Annotated in this window: 18 protein-coding genes; 9 read left to right on the top strand and 9 right to left on the bottom strand. The window is 71.0% G+C overall.

The genetic code is table 11. The features are described from left to right. Positions 1–138: 138 nt before the first annotated feature. Positions 139–1,077: a metallophosphoesterase gene (locus tag G3I54_RS28705; RefSeq protein ID WP_164618551.1), complete on the bottom strand. Its 939-nt coding sequence runs from the start codon at positions 1,075–1,077 to the stop codon at positions 139–141. 79 nt (positions 1,078–1,156) lie between these two features. On the opposite strand from G3I54_RS28705, the gene G3I54_RS28700 reads away from it, so the two are divergent. Then, on the top strand, positions 1,157–1,621 hold the full coding sequence (locus G3I54_RS28700; protein WP_164618549.1) for a GatB/YqeY domain-containing protein: 465 nt from the start codon (positions 1,157–1,159) through the stop codon (positions 1,619–1,621). Positions 1,622–1,736: 115 nt separating this feature from the next. Here G3I54_RS28700 and G3I54_RS28695 read toward each other — a convergent pair whose 3' ends face one another. Further along, positions 1,737–3,989: a transglycosylase domain-containing protein gene (locus G3I54_RS28695; RefSeq protein WP_164618548.1), complete on the bottom strand. Its 2,253-nt coding sequence runs from the start codon at positions 3,987–3,989 to the stop codon at positions 1,737–1,739. A 624-nt stretch (positions 3,990–4,613) separates the two neighbouring features. Here G3I54_RS28695 and G3I54_RS28685 point away from each other — a divergent pair. Next, positions 4,614–4,964: a WhiB family transcriptional regulator gene (locus G3I54_RS28685; protein WP_030087009.1), complete on the top strand. Its 351-nt coding sequence runs from the start codon at positions 4,614–4,616 to the stop codon at positions 4,962–4,964. 37 nt (positions 4,965–5,001) lie between these two features. Here G3I54_RS28685 and G3I54_RS28680 read toward each other — a convergent pair whose 3' ends face one another. Both G3I54_RS28680 and G3I54_RS28675 read right to left on the bottom strand, forming a co-directional pair. Next, positions 5,002–6,423, bottom strand: a complete 1,422-nt coding sequence (locus tag G3I54_RS28680) for an ArsA family ATPase (RefSeq protein WP_164618546.1) — start codon at positions 6,421–6,423, stop codon at positions 5,002–5,004. Then, a complete protein-coding gene (locus G3I54_RS28675) occupies positions 6,420–7,394 on the bottom strand; it encodes an ArsA-related P-loop ATPase (RefSeq protein ID WP_164618544.1) in 975 nt (324 codons plus the stop codon). Before G3I54_RS28675 ends, G3I54_RS28680 begins: the two co-directional genes overlap by 4 nt. Positions 7,395–7,466: 72 nt before the next feature. Here G3I54_RS28675 and G3I54_RS28670 point away from each other — a divergent pair, with 72 nt between their 5' ends. The 4 genes from G3I54_RS28670 to G3I54_RS28655 all read left to right on the top strand — a co-directional run bounded on the left by G3I54_RS28670 (position 7,467) and on the right by G3I54_RS28655 (position 10,019). Beyond that, positions 7,467–7,625 carry a DUF4177 domain-containing protein gene (locus G3I54_RS28670; protein WP_003967454.1) on the top strand — a complete coding sequence of 53 codons (159 nt, stop codon included), beginning with the start codon at positions 7,467–7,469 and terminating at the stop codon, positions 7,623–7,625. Beyond that, the gene (locus G3I54_RS28665; protein WP_164618542.1) at positions 7,625–8,095 is read left to right on the top strand and encodes a RidA family protein; all 471 of its coding nucleotides are present in this window, start codon (positions 7,625–7,627) and stop codon (positions 8,093–8,095) included. Before G3I54_RS28670 ends, G3I54_RS28665 begins: the two co-directional genes overlap by 1 nt. Before the next feature lie 194 nt (positions 8,096–8,289). Then, on the top strand, positions 8,290–9,186 hold the full coding sequence (locus tag G3I54_RS28660) for an NUDIX hydrolase (RefSeq protein ID WP_164618540.1): 897 nt from the start codon (positions 8,290–8,292) through the stop codon (positions 9,184–9,186). Then, positions 9,183–10,019 (top strand): MBL fold metallo-hydrolase, encoded by an 837-nt coding sequence (locus G3I54_RS28655; protein WP_164618539.1) that lies wholly within the window; start codon positions 9,183–9,185, stop codon positions 10,017–10,019. The genes G3I54_RS28660 and G3I54_RS28655 overlap by 4 nt, the downstream gene beginning before the upstream one ends. Positions 10,020–10,138: 119 nt before the next feature. Here the strand turns inward: G3I54_RS28655 and G3I54_RS28650 are convergent, their stop codons facing one another. Beyond that, positions 10,139–10,813, bottom strand: a complete 675-nt coding sequence (locus G3I54_RS28650; protein ID WP_003967450.1) for a Crp/Fnr family transcriptional regulator — start codon at positions 10,811–10,813, stop codon at positions 10,139–10,141. 370 nt (positions 10,814–11,183) lie between these two features. Here G3I54_RS28650 and nth point away from each other — a divergent pair, with 370 nt between their 5' ends. The 3 genes from nth (at position 11,184) to G3I54_RS28635 (ending at position 14,251) form a co-directional block, all read left to right on the top strand. Next, positions 11,184–12,035 carry an endonuclease III gene (gene nth, locus G3I54_RS28645; RefSeq protein WP_343240452.1) on the top strand — a complete coding sequence of 284 codons (852 nt, stop codon included), beginning with the start codon at positions 11,184–11,186 and terminating at the stop codon, positions 12,033–12,035. A 142-nt stretch (positions 12,036–12,177) separates the two neighbouring features. Continuing rightward, positions 12,178–12,954: a CoA pyrophosphatase gene (locus tag G3I54_RS28640; protein WP_203687288.1), complete on the top strand. Its 777-nt coding sequence runs from the start codon at positions 12,178–12,180 to the stop codon at positions 12,952–12,954. Positions 12,955–13,045: 91 nt separating this feature from the next. Then, positions 13,046–14,251, top strand: a complete 1,206-nt coding sequence (locus tag G3I54_RS28635; protein ID WP_164618535.1) for a MarP family serine protease — start codon at positions 13,046–13,048, stop codon at positions 14,249–14,251. Positions 14,252–14,267: 16 nt separating this feature from the next. Here the strand turns inward: G3I54_RS28635 and G3I54_RS39795 are convergent, their stop codons facing one another. From G3I54_RS39795 to nhaA, 4 genes are all read right to left on the bottom strand, one after another. Beyond that, positions 14,268–14,471, bottom strand: a complete 204-nt coding sequence (locus tag G3I54_RS39795; protein WP_075025224.1) for a hypothetical protein — start codon at positions 14,469–14,471, stop codon at positions 14,268–14,270. A gap of 116 nt (positions 14,472–14,587) precedes the next feature. Further along, a complete protein-coding gene (locus G3I54_RS28625; protein ID WP_164618533.1) occupies positions 14,588–15,625 on the bottom strand; it encodes an alpha/beta hydrolase in 1,038 nt (345 codons plus the stop codon). Continuing rightward, a complete protein-coding gene (locus G3I54_RS28620) occupies positions 15,622–16,161 on the bottom strand; it encodes a phage holin family protein (RefSeq protein ID WP_164618531.1) in 540 nt (179 codons plus the stop codon). Before G3I54_RS28620 ends, G3I54_RS28625 begins: the two co-directional genes overlap by 4 nt. 40 nt (positions 16,162–16,201) lie before the next feature. After that, positions 16,202–17,614: a Na+/H+ antiporter NhaA gene (gene nhaA, locus G3I54_RS28615; protein WP_164618529.1), complete on the bottom strand. Its 1,413-nt coding sequence runs from the start codon at positions 17,612–17,614 to the stop codon at positions 16,202–16,204. Between the last annotated feature and the right edge of the window lie 136 nt (positions 17,615–17,750).

Below are 17,750 nucleotides of genomic sequence, written 5' to 3'. Positions count from 1 at the left end.
GGCCCCGCGCCCGCCCCGCGCCCGCCGCGCGTGAAGGTGGCGACCGGCCCCGCGCCCGCCGCGCGTGAAGGCGGCCACCCGCCCCGAGCCCGCCCCGAGCCCCCCGTGTCCGCCGTGCGGAAGCGGCAGGGGCTCCGGTCAGGCCTTCGGGGTCAGTGTCAGCAGCGTGGCTTCCGGGGGGCAGGCGAACCGGACCGGGGTGTAGCGGTTGGTGCCGCAGCCGGCGGAGACGTGGAGGTAGGCGCGCTTGTCGCCGACCGTGTGGCTGGACAGGCCCTTCACCCGGTCCGTGTCCAGGTCGCAGTTGGTGACCAGCGCCCCGTAGAACGGGATGCACAGCTGGCCGCCGTGCGTGTGACCGGCCAGGATCAGCGGGTAGCCGTCGGCCGTGAAGGCGTCCAGGGAGCGCAGGTACGGGGCGTGGACCACGCCGATGGAGAGGTCGGCGCCGGTCTCCGGACCGCCCTGGACCTCGGCGTACCGGTCGCGCTTGATGTGCGGGTCGTCCAGTCCGGTGAACGCCAGCTCCAGGCCGTCGAGCTTCAGGCGGCCCCGGGTGTTCGACAGGTCGAGCCAGCCCGCCTCGTCGAAGGCGTCGCGCATCGGCTCCCACGGGTTGTGGACGACGCCGACCGCGGGCTCGTTGCCGTTGAGGCCGTGCTTGCCCTGGACCTTCTCCAGCAGGTAGCGGGCCGGGTTGCGGAGCTTGGGGCCGTAGTAGTCGTTGGAGCCGAAGACGTACACCCCCGGGAACTCCATCAGCGGGCCGAGCGCGTCGAGCACCTCGGGCACGGCGTCCGGGTCCGAGAGGTTGTCGCCCGTGTTGACCACGAAGTCCGGGCGCAGGCCCGCCAGCGACTGGAGCCAGGCGCGCTTCTTGCGCTGACCGCTCACCATGTGGATGTCGGAGACCTGGAGCACGCGCAACGGGCGCGCCCCGTGCGGGAGTACGGGAACGGTGACCCGTCGCAGGCGGAACGAGCGGGCCTCGAACCCGGCTGCGTAGGCGAGTCCGGCGGCGCCGACCGCCGCGCCGACTGCCGTGACTTTCAGGGGTACTCCGTAGCGTGCGCGCATGCGCCCATCGTCGCAGAAGCGGAACCATGTGCGGAAAACCGGTGGGCGGCCCGGGCCCCGCACCTGTCACAATCGCGGCATGACCACGCTCAAGTCCAAGCTCAAGGAAGACCTCCACACGGCCATGAAGGCGCGTGACGAGCTGACCTCGTCCACCCTTCGGCTCACCCTCACCGCGATCACCAAGGAAGAGGTCAGCGGCAAATCGGCGCGTGAGCTCTCCGACGACGAGGTGCAGAAGGTGATCGCCAAGGAGGCGAAGAAGCGCCGCGAGGCGGCCGAGGCCTTCGCCCAGGGCGGTCGGACCGAGCAGGCCGAGCGGGAGAAGGCGGAGGGCGAGCTGCTCGACGGCTATCTGCCCAAGCAGCTCTCCGACGACGAGCTGAACGCGATCGTGACGTCCGCCGTCGAGGAGGCGAAGGCCGCCGGGGCCGAGGGGCCGCGTGCGATGGGCGCCGTCATGAAGATCGTCAACCCGAAGGTCGCCGGGCTCGCCGAGGGCGGCCGGGTCGCCGCCGCGGTGAAGAAGCTCCTCGCCGGCTGAGGCACGCGAGGAAGAGCGAAGAAGAAAGAAAGGGTGGGCGGCCCGGTCGATCGAGACCGGGGCGCCCACCCTCTTCTTCTATCCGTACGAGTACGGGTACGGATACGCGTACGGGTCAGGGGCCGTTCTGTCCGCCGTCCTGGCCTCGCCCGCCGCCGCCACCGCCGATCACGCCGTCCGGGAGCTCGATGCCCGGGAACCGGTTGCCGTCGTCGCCGGGCTTGTCGTCCTCGCGGTCCTCGTCGCCGCGGTCACGGTCCCGGTCGCGGTCGCCCTTCTCCTTGTCCTTCTTCTCCTTGCCCCGGGGGACGGAGACCGGGTTGAAGCCCGGGGTCTCGGCCGCGTCCAGCGCTCCGGTCATCGCGATGCGCCAGATCGGACCGGGCAGACAGCCACCGCAGACCTTCGGGTAGTACTCGCCGCCGATGGTGACGTTGAACATCGAGCTCTTCTCGCCGATGTCGTCGCCGACCCACACCGCGGTGGAGAGGTTCGGCGTGTACCCGACGAACCACGCGTCCTTGCGGTCGTTGGTCGTACCGGTCTTGCCCGCGTTGTCCCGGTCGCTGAGTCCGGCCTGCGTACCGGTGCCGTCCTCCACGACGCCCTTGAGCATCTGGTTGATCGTGTCCGCGGTCTTCTCGCTCATCGCCCGCGAGCAGGACGTCTTCGGCACGGGGATCTTCTTGCCCTGCGGGTCCTTGATGGACGCGATGGCGATCGGCGTGCAGTACGTGCCCCGGTTGGCGAAGGTCGCGTAAGCGGACGCCATCGAGAGCGGGGTGCTGTCGACGCTTCCCAGGGTGGCCGCGGGCCGCTCCAGGATCTCCTTGCCGTCACCGCGCTCGTAGCCCACCTTCTTCGCCATGGTGAGCGTTTCGCAGAGCCCGGCCTTCTGCTCCAGCAGCGCGAAGTAGGTGTTGATGGACTTGCCGAGCGCGCTCGTCATGTCCCAGGTGCCCTTCTCGGACTCCAGCTCGTTCACCAGGTCCCAGGGCTGGTTTCCGGCGGGCGCTCCGTCGCAGGTCCTGAAGGAGCTCTCCGGCAGCGTCAGCTTCCAGTCCGTCGAGAACGTCGTCGCCGGGCTGATGCCCTTCTCCAGCGCCGCGGCCGCGGTGAACGGCTTGAACGTGGAGCCGACCTGGAAGCCGTAGGTGCTGCCGCCCATCTTGTTGCTGACGGCGAGGTTGAGCACGGTCTCGTTCTGCTTCTGGTCCAGGCCGTAGGGGCGGGACTGGCCCATGGAGAGGATCTCGCCGTTGCCCGGCCGGACCTGCACCACGGACGCCGCGAACTTGTCGTCCTTGTTGACCTTCGCGGTGGCGGCCTCGTTGGCCGCCTTCTGGGCGCGCGGGTCCAGCGTGGTGCGGATGGTCAGACCGCCGAGGTTCCAGAGCTTGGCCCGGTCCTCGTCGGTCTTGCCGAAGGCGGGGTCGGTGAGGATCGTCTTGCGGACGTAGTCGCAGAAGAAGCCGGAGCCGCTGACGGCGGTGATGCAGCCGTTCTTCGGCCGGGAGACCTTCAGCTCGATGGGCGTCTTCATGGCCTTGTCGGCCTCGGCCTGCGAGATGGTCTTGACCGCGGCCATCCGCGCCAGCACGGTGTTGCGGCGCTTGGTCGCTTCCTCCGTGTCGTTGACCGGGTCGTAGCGGCTCGGCGACTGGACGACGCCGGCGAGCAGCGCGGCCTCCTCCAGCTTGAGGTCCTTGGCGCGCTTGGAGAAGTAGCGCTGGGACGCGGCCTCGACGCCGTACGCCTGCTGTCCGAAGAACGTGATGTTGAGGTAGTTCTCCAGGATCTTCTTCTTGCCGAGCTCCTCCTCGACCTGGATCGCGTACTTCAGCTCGCGGACCTTGCGGCCGAGCGTCTGCTGCGTGGCCTCGGCGACCTTCTCCGGGTCGTCGCCGGCCTCCTCGACGAAGACGTTCTTCACGTACTGCTGGGTGAGGGTCGACGCGCCCTGCGCCGCACCGCCCGCCTGTACGTTGCGGTTCATCGCGCGGAGGATGCCCTTGAGGTCGACCGCGCCGTGCTCGTAGAAGCGGGAGTCCTCGATCGCGATGATCGCGTCCTGCATGTACGGCGAGATGTCCTTGAGCGGGACGACCGTGCGGTCGCGGGAGTACACCGTGGCGATGGTGCCGCCGTCGCGGTCCTGGATCGTGGTCCGCTGGCTGAGCGGTGGAGTCTTGAGATTGGAGGGGATTTCGTCGAACCCTTCGACCGTCCCCTTGGCGGCGAGCCCCAGCGCTCCGGCTGCGGGCAGCGCGATGCCTGCCAGGACAGCTCCGGAGAGCGCGGCGACACCGAGGAACTTGGCGGCCTGCTGGGTCGTGGTGAGACCCCCGCCCGAGCGCTTCTTTGGCATAGGGGGCAGCCTAATCCGTAGTGATGAACGTGTCGCAGGAGCAGGGGCCTCTCGGAGCGTTCGCGTACCGGACCGTGACATCCGGGAGGGTCCGCCGGCTGCCGGACGGGCCCGCCGCGGGCCTGGCGAGCGTGTTCGGAGGCGTCGAGAGCGTACGGAGGCGTCGCGGCGCGGGCACGCGGACGCGGGGCGGCTACGTTCCTATTCGCCGGACAGACGGACAGGCCTTGGCCTAAGCTGCTCTCAACTGTCACAGCAGTCCGGTTCCGTATCAAGCCCCCTGTCGTCCCATGCGCGTCTTCTGGTCATTCTTCATCCGGCCGACGCGCAACCGCATCGCCCTTCACGCATCCATCGAGGCGCTCCCGAAATCGCCCCGATTGTCGCGAGAAGTCCTTTGTGACTTGAGTGCACTGTCCCCTTTTCGCGGAGATAGTCGCGTATGTCCTCGGCTCACTCCCCTGGGTGATCTGCCGCATACGCATAGTCCGTTCGGACCATTCAAGATTGGGCCCGAAGGGGGTGTTGTGCTGTCCACACCTTCCGTAACGTCCTCAACTGGCAGCGGTGAATATGCCGCTACCGCCGTGGGGGAGCCTCGATTCGGGAGAGGACGGCGCCGGCATGGGCTGGGTAACCGACTGGAGTGCGCAGGCAGCCTGCCGCACTACCGATCCGGATGAACTGTTCGTACAAGGGGCAGCGCAGAACAGAGCCAAGGCGGTGTGCACCGGATGCCCGGTGCGGACCGAGTGCCTGGCCGATGCGCTGGACAATCGCGTCGAATTCGGCGTGTGGGGCGGAATGACGGAGCGGGAGCGCCGCGCACTGCTGCGCCGCCGACCGACCGTCACGTCCTGGCGCCGACTGCTGGAGACCGCGCGCAGCGAGTACGAGCGGTCCACCGGCATTCTGCCCGGAGTCATCGGGCTGGAGGACGAGGAGTTGAACGAGACGTACGCCGCTGTCGGGTAGCCGCGGGAGCCGTCGAGGCGGCCCGCGTGGGCGGGGGCTACGCCGCTCCGGCCGGAGCCGGTGCGGAACCGTCCGCCAGGCGGTCGCCGATGGCCCGGAGGCCGTCGAGGTCGTGTACGTCGCCGGGCAGCGCTGCCACGGCCGTCACCGGCACCTCGGGGTGCCGTGCGGTGAAGCGGTCGCGGGTGCCGTGCTCCCGGGCGACGACCTGCATGCGCTCCGCGTGCAGCCGCAACAGACCCGCCGTCAATTCCTCGATGCCGATGGCGTCGACGGTGTCGACCTCGTCGCCGCTGCTGGTGGTGTTCGCGATGTTCTTGTGGGGCGGTGCGTTCTCCGTCGTGTCCTGGTGCTCGGCTGCGGGCTCGGGGCCGGACGCCTGCCCGGCCTCGGGGGAGAGGGGCAGCTCGGTCGTTCCGGATGCGGTGACCGCCGGATCGGGGTCTTCCTGGTCACCAAAGCCAGCTTTCCCGGCCCTCTGATCCACAATGCGGGCGTCGTCAAGATTTTCTGCGGCGGCCAGGGCCTGCTCGGCGGAGAGCCGCGAAGCCTCGCTGCCGTGCACACGGTTGAGGACCAGACCGGCCAGCGGCATCTTCTCGGCGGCCAGCCGTTCCACGAAATAGGCGGCCTCGCGCAGCGCGTCCCGCTCCGGCGTCGCGACCACGAGGAAGGCCGTGCCGGGCGCCTGGAGCAGCTTGTACGTGGCGTCCGCGCGGCTGCGGAAGCCGCCGAACATGGTGTCCATCGCGGCGACGAATGTCTGGACGTCCCGCAGGAACTGGCCCCCGAGGAGCTTGCCCAGCGTTCCGCTCATCATCGACATACCGACATTGAGGAACTTCATCCCGGCCCGGCCGCCCACCTTCGCGGGCGCCATCAGCAGCCGGATGAACTTCCCGTCCAGGAACGACCCGAGCCGCTTCGGCGCGTCCAGGAAGTCCAGCGCGGAGCGCGAGGGAGGGGTGTCGACGATGATCAGGTCCCACTCGTCGCGCGCCCGCAGCTGGCCGAGCTTCTCCATCGCCATGTACTCCTGCGTACCGGCGAACCCGGCCGACAGGGACTGGTAGAAGGGGTTCTCCAGGATCGCCCTGGCCCGTTCGGCGTCCGCGTGCGCCTCGACGGTCTCGTCGAACGTCCGCTTCATGTCGAGCATCATGGCGTGCAGTTCGCCCTCGCCGCCGATGCCGTCGACCCGCCGGGGCACGTTGTCCAGCCGGTCGATGCCCATGGACTGGGCGAGCCGGCGGGCCGGGTCGATGGTGAGGACGACGACCTTCCGGCCGCGCTCGGCGGCCCGTACGCCGAGGGCGGCGGCGGTCGTGGTCTTGCCGACCCCGCCGGAGCCGCAGCACACGACGATCCGGATGCCCGGGTCGTCCAGCAGCGCGTCCGTGTCCAGGCCGCCGTCCGCCGCCGCCGGGGCCGAGTCCGTACCGGCTGTGTCCGCGCTCATGCGTCCCCCTCTTCCCCCGCGCCCTGCTTACGGAGCTCCGTGGCCAGATCGTGCAGCGCGGCGAGGTCCACCCCGTCGCCGATCAGCGGGAGCTCCGCCGTCGGCAGACCGAGACCGGCCAGCACCGCGCGCTGCTCCCGCTCCAGGCCGACCCGCTCGGCGTGCTGGGCCGCCTGCTCGACCAAGGGCCGTACGAGGGCGGCGGAACCGGTCACTCCGGCCCGGGTCAGCGCCTTGGCGATCTCCTTGCGGCGGCCGCCCGCGGCGGTGCGCAGGGCGTCCTCGTCCAGCAGATGCGGGCGGACCATGTTCACGAAGACGCTGCCCACGGGCAGTTCGGCGGCGCGCAGCTCGGCGATGCCGTCCGCGGTCTCCTGGACCGGCATCTCTTCCAGGAGGGTCACCAGGTGGACCGCGGTCTGCGGGGACTTCAGGACCCGCATCACGGCCTGGGCCTGGTTGTGTATGGGGCCGATCCTGGCCAGCCCGGCGACCTCGTCGTTGACGTTCAGGAAGCGGGTGACCCGGCCGGTCGGCGGGGCGTCCATGATCACGTGGTCGTAGACGAACCGGCCCTGCTTGTCCTTGCGGCGTACGGCTTCGCACGCCTTGCCGGTCAGCAGGACGTCCCGCACGCCGGGCGCGATGGTGGTGGCGAAGTCGATCGCGCCGAGCTTCTTCAGGGCGCGGCCGGCGCTGCCGAGCTTGTAGAACATCTGGAGGTAGTCGAGGAGCGCGCGTTCGGCGTCGATGGCCAGCGCGTACACCTCGCCGCCGCCCGGCGCGACGGCGATCTTGCGCTCCTCGTAGGGCAGCGCTTCGGAACCGAAGAGCTGGGCGATGCCCTGCCTGCCCTCGACCTCGACGAGGAGAGTGCGCCTGCCCTCGGTCGCGAGGGCGAGCGCGAGGGCGGCGGCGACCGTGGTCTTACCGGTACCGCCCTTGCCGCTGACGACCTGGAACCTGCTCACGTATTCGAGCCTAACCAGTCGAGCCCCGGCCTACGCACGGGACCGTACGTGCCAGGCGTTACAGTCGGGCCCATGACCAAGTGGGAATACGCGACCGTGCCCCTTCTCGTGCACGCGACCAAGCAGATTCTGGACACCTGGGGCGAGGACGGCTGGGAGCTGGTCCAGGTCGTTCCCGGCCCGAACAACCCCGAGCAGCTCGTGGCCTACCTGAAGCGGGAGAAGGCGTAGTGGCGGGCGCCGTCGAGGCGCGGCTCGCCGAGCTCGGCCTGACCCTGCCCGCCGTCGTGCCGCCGCTGGCCTCGTACCAGCCGGCCGTGCGGTCCGGGGTGTACGTGTACACCTCCGGCCAGCTGCCGATGGTGGACGGCAAGCTCGCCGTCACCGGCAAGGTCGGCGCCGAGGTCACGCCGGACGAGGCGAAGGAGCTCGCGAAGACCTGTGCGCTCAACGCGCTGGCCGCCGTGAAGTCGGTCGCCGGCGACCTGGACCGGATCAAGCGCGTCGTGAAGGTCGTGGGCTTCGTCGCCTCGGCCTCCGACTTCACCGGGCAGCCCGCCGTGATCAACGGCGCCAGCGAGCTGCTGGGCGCGGTCCTCGGCGACAAGGGCGTGCACGCCCGCAGTGCCGTGGGCGTGGCCGTGCTGCCGCTGGACGCACCGGTCGAGGTCGAGGTCCAGGTGGAGCTCGTCGACGCCTGAGGATCCTTGCCCGCTCGTCCTTCCGATCCCGCCCGGTCCCGCGACCGGGCGGGATCGCGTGTGTACGGGACCGCGTGTGTACGAGGCATGGCGGGCATGTGCCGGGCATGCCGGGTGTGTACGGGGCATGTCGGGTCACCGCGATGATCAGGGAGCCTCTCGAACATCGGCGCGGTTCCGGATAGCCTCCGGCCATGTCCCAAGGTCAGTGGTACCCCCCGGAATGGCCCGACCGGATCCGGGCCCTCGCCGCCGGTGAGCTGACGGCCGTGACACCCCGGCGGGCCGCCACCGTGATGCTGCTCCGCGATCCGGGGCCCAGGGCCGCGACGCCCGGCCCTGTCGTGCACATGCTGCGCCGGCGGACCTCCATGGCGTTCGCCGGAGGCGCGTACGCCTATCCGGGTGGCGGAGTCGATCCGCGTGACGACGACCGGCTGATCGGGTGGGCCGGGCCACCGTTGGAGCAGTGGGCCGCCCGGCTCGGCGTGGCGACGGTCACCGAGGCGCAGGCCGTCGTCTGCGCGGCGGTGCGCGAGACGTTCGAGGAAGCGGGCGTCCTCCTGGCCGGACCGACCGCGGGGACCGTGGTCGGCGACACGACCGGGGAGGACTGGGAGGCCGACCGGGAGGCGCTGGTCGCCCGGGACCTGTCCTTCGCGGAGTTCCTGGACCGGCGCGGCCTGGTGCTGCGCTCGGACCTGCTGGGCGCCTGGGCGCGCTGGATCACCCCGGAGTTCGAGCCGCGCCGCTACGACACCTGGTTCTTCGTCGCCGCGCTCCCCGAGGGGCAGCGCACCCGGGACGTCTCCACCGAGGCCGACCGCACGGTGTGGATCGCCCCCGCCGACGCGGCCCGCCGCTACGACCGGGGCGAGCTGCTGATGATGCCGCCCACCGTGACCACGCTGCGGGCCCTCGCGCCGTACAGGACGGCCGCCGAGGCACTCGGGGCGGCCGACGGGCAGGACATGACCCCGGTGCTCGCGCGGGCCCGTCTGGAGGGCGACGAGCTGGTGCTGAGCTGGCCGGGGCACGACGAGTTCACCAAACACGTGCCCGCGGCGGGCGACGGAGGCGGTGCGGCGTGAGCGACGCAGCCTCCCTGCCCGGACAGCCGCGCGGAACCGTGGTCTCCGGGCCCGCGACCGCCCGTACGGTCAACGTGCTCGCGCCCAACCCGTCCGCGATGACGCTCGACGGCACGAACACCTGGATCGTGGCCGAGCCCGGCTCCGACCTCGCGGTCGTCATCGATCCCGGGCCGCTCGACGACGTACACCTGCGGGCCGTGATCGAGGCGGTGGAGCGGTCCGGGCGGCGCGTGGGCCTGACGCTGCTCACCCACGGGCACCCCGATCACGCGGAGGGCGCGGGCCGGTTCGCGGAGCTGACGCGGACGAAGGTGCGGGCCCTGGACGCGGCGCTGCGGCTGGGCGACGAGGGCCTCGGGGCGGGCGACGTGATCACCACCGGCGGCCTGGAGCTGCGCGTCGTGCCGACGCCGGGGCACACCGCGGACTCGCTCTCGTTCCATCTGCCCGCCGACCGGGCGGTGCTGACGGGCGACACGATCCTCGGCCGCGGTACGACGGTGGTCGCGCACCCGGACGGCCGGCTCGGCGACTACCTGGACTCGCTCAGGCGGCTGCGGTCGCTGACGGTCGACGACGGCGTCCACACGGTGCTGCCGGGCCACGGTCCGGTGCTGGAGGACGCGCAGGGGGCGGTGGAGTTCTACCTGGCCCACCGCGCGCACCGGCTCGCCCAGGTGGAGACGGCGGTGGAGGCCGGGCACCGTACGCCGTCGGACGTGGTGGCGAAGGTGTACGCCGACGTGGACCGCTCCCTGTGGCCGGCCGCCGAGCTCTCGGTGCGGGCGCAGCTGGAGTACCTGACCGAGCACGGCCTGATCCAGAGCTGACCCCGGCCCCACGGCGCAGGGCCCCGCCGACGGATGCACCGGTGTGCACTCCGGTCGGCGGGGCCCTGCGCGTCAGGTCGGCGACGTCAGGTCGCCTCGGTCGCGTACGGGGGCGGGGGTCAGCGCGAGCGCTTCGCCAGCCGCTCCACGTCCAGCAGGATGACCGCACGGGCCTCGAGACGCAGCCAGCCGCGGCCCGCGAAGTCCGCGAGGGCCTTGTTGACCGTCTCGCGGGAGGCGCCGACCAGCTGGGCCAGCTCCTCCTGGGTGAGGTCGTGCACGACGTGGATGCCTTCCTCGGACTGGACGCCGAAGCGGCGCGACAGGTCCAGGAGGGCGCGGGCGACCCGGCCCGGCACATCGGAGAAGACCAGGTCGGACATCTGGTCGTTGGTCTTGCGCAGCCGTCGGGCGACCGCGCGCAGCAGCGCGGTGGCCACCTCGGGCCGGGCGTTCAGCCAGGGCTGCAGGTCGCCGTGGCCGAGGCCGAGGAGCTTGACCTCGGTCAGCGCGGAGGCGGTCGCCGTACGCGGGCCCGGGTCGAAGAGCGAGAGCTCACCGATCAGCTCGCCGGGGCCGAGCACGGCCAGCATGTTCTCGCGCCCGTCGGGCGAGGTGCGGTGGAGCTTCACCTTGCCCTCGGTGACCACGTACAGGCGGTCACCCTGGTCGCCCTCGTGGAACAGCGCGTCTCCGCGCGCGAGGGTCACCTCACTCATCGAGGCGCGGAGCTCCGCGGCCTGCTCATCATCGAGCGCCGCGAAAAGCGGGGCGCGCCGCAGAACGTCGTCCACGAGTTCTCTCCTTGTCGGCCTGTTCAGGGAACCGTGGTCCCCATCATGCCGGACGGTAAAACAGTGCGATCAATCACAAACCAGTTTGACGCACGGGCGTGCCGGACCCTACGGCAGGGGGCCGATCGGGGGTGGATACGCCGTGACAGGGGTGGTTGTCGGTGCCTGGCTCTAGGCTGGCCGGGTGTCCAGAACGCCGGGGAGAGCGCAGGCCAAGGGGGCTGACGGGGTGCTGAAGGGCGGCGATTCCGCTGTGGGCGAACAACCCCGGCCGCGCCCGAGGATTGCCGCGAATGGCTCCCTCGAAGAGACGCACGGCTCGCCCGGAGAGCCGGGGAAGCCGCTCCGGAAGTCGGCCAGGAGGTCCGCAGTGTCATCGTCAACGCCCGCCGAGCCCGCGAAATCCGCGAAACCTGCCAAAACGACCAAGGGGGCCAAGCCGGCCAAGGCGCCGAAGCCGGAGTCGCATCTCGCGATGGTCCGCCGGGCGCGCCGGATCAACCGCGAGCTCGCCGAGATCTATCCGTACGCCCATCCCGAGCTGGACTTCCGCAACCCCTTCGAGCTTCTCGTGGCCACGGTCCTCTCCGCCCAGACCACCGACCTGAGGGTCAACCAGACCACCCCCGCGCTCTTCGCCGCCTACCCCACTCCCGAGGACATGGCGGCGGCCGTGCCGGAGGAGATGGAGGAGATCATCCGGCCGACCGGGTTCTTCCGGGCGAAGACCAAGTCGCTCATAGGGCTCTCGGCCGCCCTCCGGGACCGGTTCGGCGGCGAGGTGCCGGGACGTCTGGAGGACCTCGTCAAGCTGCCCGGCGTCGGCCGCAAGACCGCCAACGTCGTCCTGGGCAACGCGTTCGGCGTCCCCGGCATCACCGTCGACACGCACTTCGGCCGCCTGGTGCGGCGCTGGAAGTGGACCGACGAGGAGGACCCGGTGAAGGTCGAGGCGGTGGTGGCGGAGATCTTCCCGAAGAGCGAGTGGACGATGCTCTCGCACCGCGTGGTGTTCCACGGCCGCCGGATCTGCCACGCCCGCAAGCCCGCCTGCGGGGCCTGCCCCATCGCCCCGCTCTGCCCTTCGTACGGGGAGGGCGAGACCGACCCGGAGAAGGCCAGGAAGCTCCTGAAGTACGAGATGGGCGGCTATCCGGGCCAGCGGCTCAGCCCGCCCGCCGACTACCCGGGCAAGCCCGCGCCCGCGCTGGGGGCCGGGTGAGGGCATCCCTCGGCACGGAGCGGCCCGGTGCGACCGGCTCGGTACGGCCGGAAGCGGAATGGCCGGAAGCGGAACGGCCGGGAACGGACCCGTCAGGAACGAATCGGCCGACGACAGGCGTTGTGAAACGACGGGGGTGCCTATGACGCACGCGCACACACACGGCACGACGCACACGCACACGCACGCCAGGAACGACCCCGCCGAGGGACCGTCGCACACCGGCGGTGATGGCGGCCGCGCACCTGACCCGGCCGTCGCCGTCACCACCGACGGCCTGCCCGCGTGGCTCGACCCCGTCGCCCGCGCCGCGCGCAGCGTCCGGCCGCAGCAGCTCAGCCGCTTCCTGCCGCCCGAGAGCGGGGCGGGCCGGCAGTCGGCCGTCCTGATCCTGTTCGGCGAGGGGGAGCGCGGGCCCGAGCTGCTGCTCATGGAGCGCTCCGGGACGCTGCGCTCCCACGCCGGGCAGCCGTCCTTCCCGGGCGGAGCACTGGATCCCGAGGACGGCGACCAGGCCACTACCGGGCCCCTGCGGGCGGCACTGCGCGAGGCCGAGGAGGAGACCGGCCTCGACCCCCGTGGCGTACAGCTCTTCGGCGTGCTGCCCCGGCTCTACATCCCGGTCAGCAGCTTCGTCGTGACGCCCGTGCTCGGCTGGTGGCGCGCGCCCAGCCCGGTCGGGGTGGTCGATCCGGCCGAGACGGCCCGGGTCTTCACGGTTCCCGTGGCGGATCTCACGGATCCCGCGAACCGGGCCACGGCCGTCCACCCGAGCGGGCACGCCGGCCCGGCATTCCTGGTCGAATCGGCTCTGGTCTGGGGCTTCACGGCCGGAGTGATCGACCGGATTGTGCACTACGCGGGATGGGAACGCCCCTGGGACAGGGCCAGACAGGTGCCGCTCGACTGGCGCGCATGACACGCTGGCTCTCCTGCTGCGCTGCTCCGGGTCCGGCCCGGACCCCGTCACCACCGACGGGCCAGGTGACGAAACTGCGAGGCTATAGACGGTGAACGTGCTCGACATCCTGCTGCTGCTCGCCGCCGTCTGGTTCGCGGTCATCGGCTACCGCCAGGGTTTCGTCGTCGGCATCCTGTCGGTGATCGGCTTCCTCGGGGGCGGGCTCGTCGCCGTCTACCTGCTGCCGGTCATCTGGGACCGGGTGACCGAGGATGCCGAGGTCTCCACCGCGGTCGCCATCGGCGCGGTCGTCATCGTGATCGTCTGCGCCTCGATCGGCCAGGCCTTCACCACCCACCTGGGCAACAAACTCCGCCGGTACATCACGTGGTCGCCCGCGCGCGCCCTGGACGCCACCGGCGGCGCCCTGGTCAATGTGGTCGCCATGCTGCTGGTGGCCTGGATGATCGGCCTGCTGCTGGCGGGCACCTCGCTGCCGACGCTCGGCAAGGAGGTCCGCAACTCCTCGGTCCTGCTCGGCGTCGACCGGGTGATGCCCCAACAGGCGCCCAGCTGGTTCCAGGACTTCTCCTCCGTCCTCGCGCAGAACGGCTTCCCGCAGGTCTTCAGCCCGTTCGCCAACGAACCGATCACCGAGGTCAAGGCCCCGGACCCGGCCCTGGTGGGCAGCCCGGTCGCCGCCCGCGCCAAGAAGTCGATCGTCAAGGTCGTGGGTACGGCCCCGAGCTGCGGCAAGGTCCTCGAAGGGACCGGCTTCGTCTTCTCCGAGCGCCGGGTGATGACCAACGCCCATGTGGTCGGCGGCGTGGACGAGCCCACCGTCCAGATCGGCGGCGAGGGCCGGCTGTACGACGCGAAGGTCGTCCTCTACGACTGGCAGCGCGACATCGCGGTCCTGGACGTCCCCGACCTCCGGGCCACGCCACTGCGGTTCACCGGCCCGGACGACGACGCGGAGACCGGCGACAGCGCGATCGTCGCGGGCTTCCCCGAGAACGGCGCGTACGACGTGCGTTCGGCCCGCGTCCGCGCCCGGATCAACCCCGACGGCCCGGACATCTACCACCGGGGCACGGTGCGCCGCGATGTGTACTCGCTCTACGCGACGGTCCGTCAGGGCAACTCCGGCGGACCGCTGCTCACTCCGGACGGAAAGGTGTACGGAGTGGTGTTCGCCAAGTCGCTCGACGACCCGGAGACCGGCTACGCGCTGACGGCCGACGAGATCCGCGAGGACATCGAGATCGGTCGCACGGCGAACCAGCAGGTCGACAGCCAGGGCTGCGCCCTCTAGGGCGTGTCCGGAGAGGTCAGTTACGGGGATGGCGGAGCCGCGCCGAGACCCAGCGGGCCCGACGGCGGAGGATGCGCGGAATCCCGAGACGGGAACGGTGAAGGTCATGCACTTCGTGCACCCGGCCGCGAGGGCCGCCCCCCTCATGAGTGCTCACACCGGCTGACGCGGTGGAGCGGCGGTTGCGTGCTTCGTCAGTGAAGTCGTGCGTCCAGCCCATACCCCGACGTCTGCCCGTGACCCATGGTCGGTAACCGTCGGCGAGTCAGCCAATTGGCCTATGCGGCAGGCAATTGGCTGTTCGTCGGACAGGTGTGCGCGAACCGGGTGACCGGCCTACCGGTCGGGCTCGGGGTCCTTGAGCCAGTTGATGAGTTCGGTGGAGAAGCCGATCGGATCCTCCTCGTGCGGGAAGTGCCCGACACCGTCGAAAAGTCGCCAGCGGTAGGGTGCCTCGACGTACTCGCCGGACCCGGCCGAACTCCGCGTACGGACCGCCGGATCGAGCGAACCGTGCAGGTGCAGCGTGGGCACCCGGACCGGACGCTTCATCCGCCGGTTGAACTGGATACCGTCCGGACGCGCCATCGACCGCACCATCCAGCGGTACGGCTCGATCGAGCAGTGGGCGGTGGAGGGGATGCTCATGGCCCGGCGGTAGACGTCCAGGGTCTCCTCGTCGGGGAACTCCGGGGTGCGGGGGCCCGCCCAGTCCTGGATGAGGCTCCCCACCAGGGCGGCGTCGTCCGCGAGGAGCTGTCGCTCCGGCAGCCACGGACGCTGGAAGCCCCAGACGTACGAACCGGCCCGCGACTGGGCGAAGTCGGACAGCATCGAGGAGCGCCAGCGGCGCGGGTGCGGCATGGAGGAGACGGCGAGCCGGCGGACCAGCTTGGGCCGCATCACGGCGGCCGTCCAGGCGAGGTAGCCGCCGAGGTCGTGGCCGACCAGGGCCGCGTCGGGCTCGCCGAGGGAGCGGATCACGCCGGTGACGTCGAGGGCCAGGTTGGCGGGGTCGTAACCGCGCGGTGTGCGGTCGCTGCCGCCCACCCCACGCAGGTCCATCGCGACCGCCCGGAAGCCCGCGTCGGCGAGCGCGGTCAGCTGGTGGCGCCAGGTCCACCAGAACTGCGGGAAGCCGTGCAGCAGGAGCACCAGCGGCCCCTCGCCCATCTCCGCGATGTGGAACCGCGCACCGTTGGCCGCCACGTCGCGGTGGGTCCAGGGGCCGTCGAGGCGCACCGGCCCCCCGGTGGCGGCGGTCCGGCCCGTGAGGCCGGTGGCGGCAGGGTCTGCCGGGGCCGACGGGGCGGCCGAACCCTCCGGGGCCACCGGACCCGTCGGGCCGAATGCGCTGGAATCGGGAACCGTCATGTGGACGAGCGTGCCACAGCGGCGGCCTCGTCCTTACCGGAGCCGCTCTCGACGCTCTTCTTCGACAGGGTGCTGCCGGAGCCGCCGGAGCGCTCGATGATCGCGGCGGCCTCGATGGACGGGCGCGGGTGCGGCTTGGCGTTCTGCAGGACGGCGGCGGTCTGCTTGGCGGAGGCGATGGACTTCTCCGGCGGCTTGATCTTCTTGAACTTCCGCCAGCCGATGAACCCGATCAGCAGGGCCAGCGCGAAGAAGCCGCCGGCCACGATCAGGAAGGACCAGGCCAGGCCCATGCCCAGGTTGTGGATTCCGTACGCGGCCGCGAAGCTCAGCATCGGCATCATGAACAGCAGCAGCACGCCCGCGCCGATGAACGCGAGGCTGCCGATCGCCCCGCGCTTGACGTCCTGCCGCACCTCCGCCTTGGCCAGGGCGATCTCGTCGTGCACCAGCGCGGACATCTCGGCCGTCGCCGAGGCGACCAGCTGCCCGATGCTGCGGTCCGCACTGCCCACGTAGTTGCCGGGGTCGCTCATCCCTGACTCCCTCTCCGTCTTCGACACATCCGATGTCAGATCATGCCGGACTGTTCGGCTTGTTGCGCGCTGCCCCCGCCCGCTCTTCGGCGAGACGGCGGTGTTCGGCCGCCTTGCGCTCGTGGATGGCGGCCATCCGCAGGTGATACTCCGGATCATCCTGCTCGTAGACGTCGGGTACCCCGGATCCGTCCTCGTCCCGCTCCTCGGCCTCGATCAGCGCACGGTAGGTGCGTACCCGGATCTTGAGCAGTACACAGGCGAGCGTCGCCGCGATCAGCGAACCGAGCAGCACGGCGGCCTTGATCTCGTTGACCGTGTCCGGGTCGCCCTCGAAGGCGAGCTCGCCGATGAGCAGTGAGACGGTGAACCCGATCCCGGCGAGTGTGGCCACCGCGAAGACATCGGCCCAGGCCAGGTCCTTGTTGAGCGTCGCCTTGGTGAACCGGGCGGTGAGATAGGTGCCGCCGAAGATGCCGACGGTCTTGCCGACGACGAGACCGAGGACGACGCCGAGGGTCTCGGGCCGGGTGAAGACGCCCGCCAGCGCGTCGCCGTTCAGCGCGACCCCCGCCGAGAACAGGGCGAACAGCGGGACGGCGACGCCGGCCGACAGCGGGCGGACCAGGTGCTCGATGTGTTCGCCGGGGGAGTGCTTCTCGCCTTCGCGCCGGGTGCAGCGCAGCATCAGGCCCATCGCGACACCGGCGATGGTGGCGTGGATGCCGCTGTTGTACATCAGGCCCCAGATGACCAGGGCGAGCGGAAGGTAGACGTACCAGCCCCGGACCTCGAAGCGGAGCAGGAGGTAGAAGGCGGCGAGACTGAGGACGGCTCCGCCGAGCGCCGGGAAGTTCAGGTCCGAGGTGAAGAACACCGCGATGATCAGGATCGCGAAGAGGTCGTCGACGACGGCTAGGGTGAGCAGGAAGGCCCGCAGCGCGGACGGCAGCGAGGTGCCGATCACCGCGAGGACGGCGAGCGCGAAGGCGATGTCGGTGGCCGTGGGGACCGCCCAGCCGTCCGTCGAGCCGCCGCCGACGACCGCGGTGAGGGTGTAGACGAGGGCGGGTACGGCCATGCCGCACAGGGCCGCCACCACGGGGAGGGCCGCGGCCTTCGGATCGCGGAGTTCGCCTGCGACCAGTTCGCGCTTGAGCTCCACACCGGCGACGAAGAAGAAGACGGCGAGCAGCCCGTCCGCCGCCCAGTGCGCCACGGAGAGGTCCAGGCCGAGGACGCCGGGTCCGAAGTGGATGTCGCTGACCGCCCGGTACGAGCCGCCGAAGGCGTTCGCCCAGACGAGTGCGGCGACCGCCGCCACCAGCAGGAGCACGCCGCCGACCGTCTCGGTGCGGAGCGCCTCCGCCACGTAGTTCCGCTCCGGGAGGGAGAGCCTGTCGAGCAGCGGGCGGCGGGGCGGTGCGGGGGTGGGCGCGTTGGGCGGTGCCACGAGAGAGACCTCCAGGTCGGGCGGCGTGCGGGCGTGACTGGTCGATGTGCCGACCAGACTTCCCGGCGCCCCTGTGGAGATGTTCTCTGCAGTTGTGGGTGAAGCGCCCACTCTACCGGGGCCGTACGAGGCGATA

The sequence above is a fragment of the Streptomyces sp. SID14515 genome (assembly GCF_010548505.1).
GTDB lineage: Bacteria > Actinomycetota > Actinomycetes > Streptomycetales > Streptomycetaceae > Streptomyces > Streptomyces caviscabies.
Note: the sequence above shows the minus strand (reverse complement) of the source record. Positions and strands in the feature narration are given on the sequence as shown.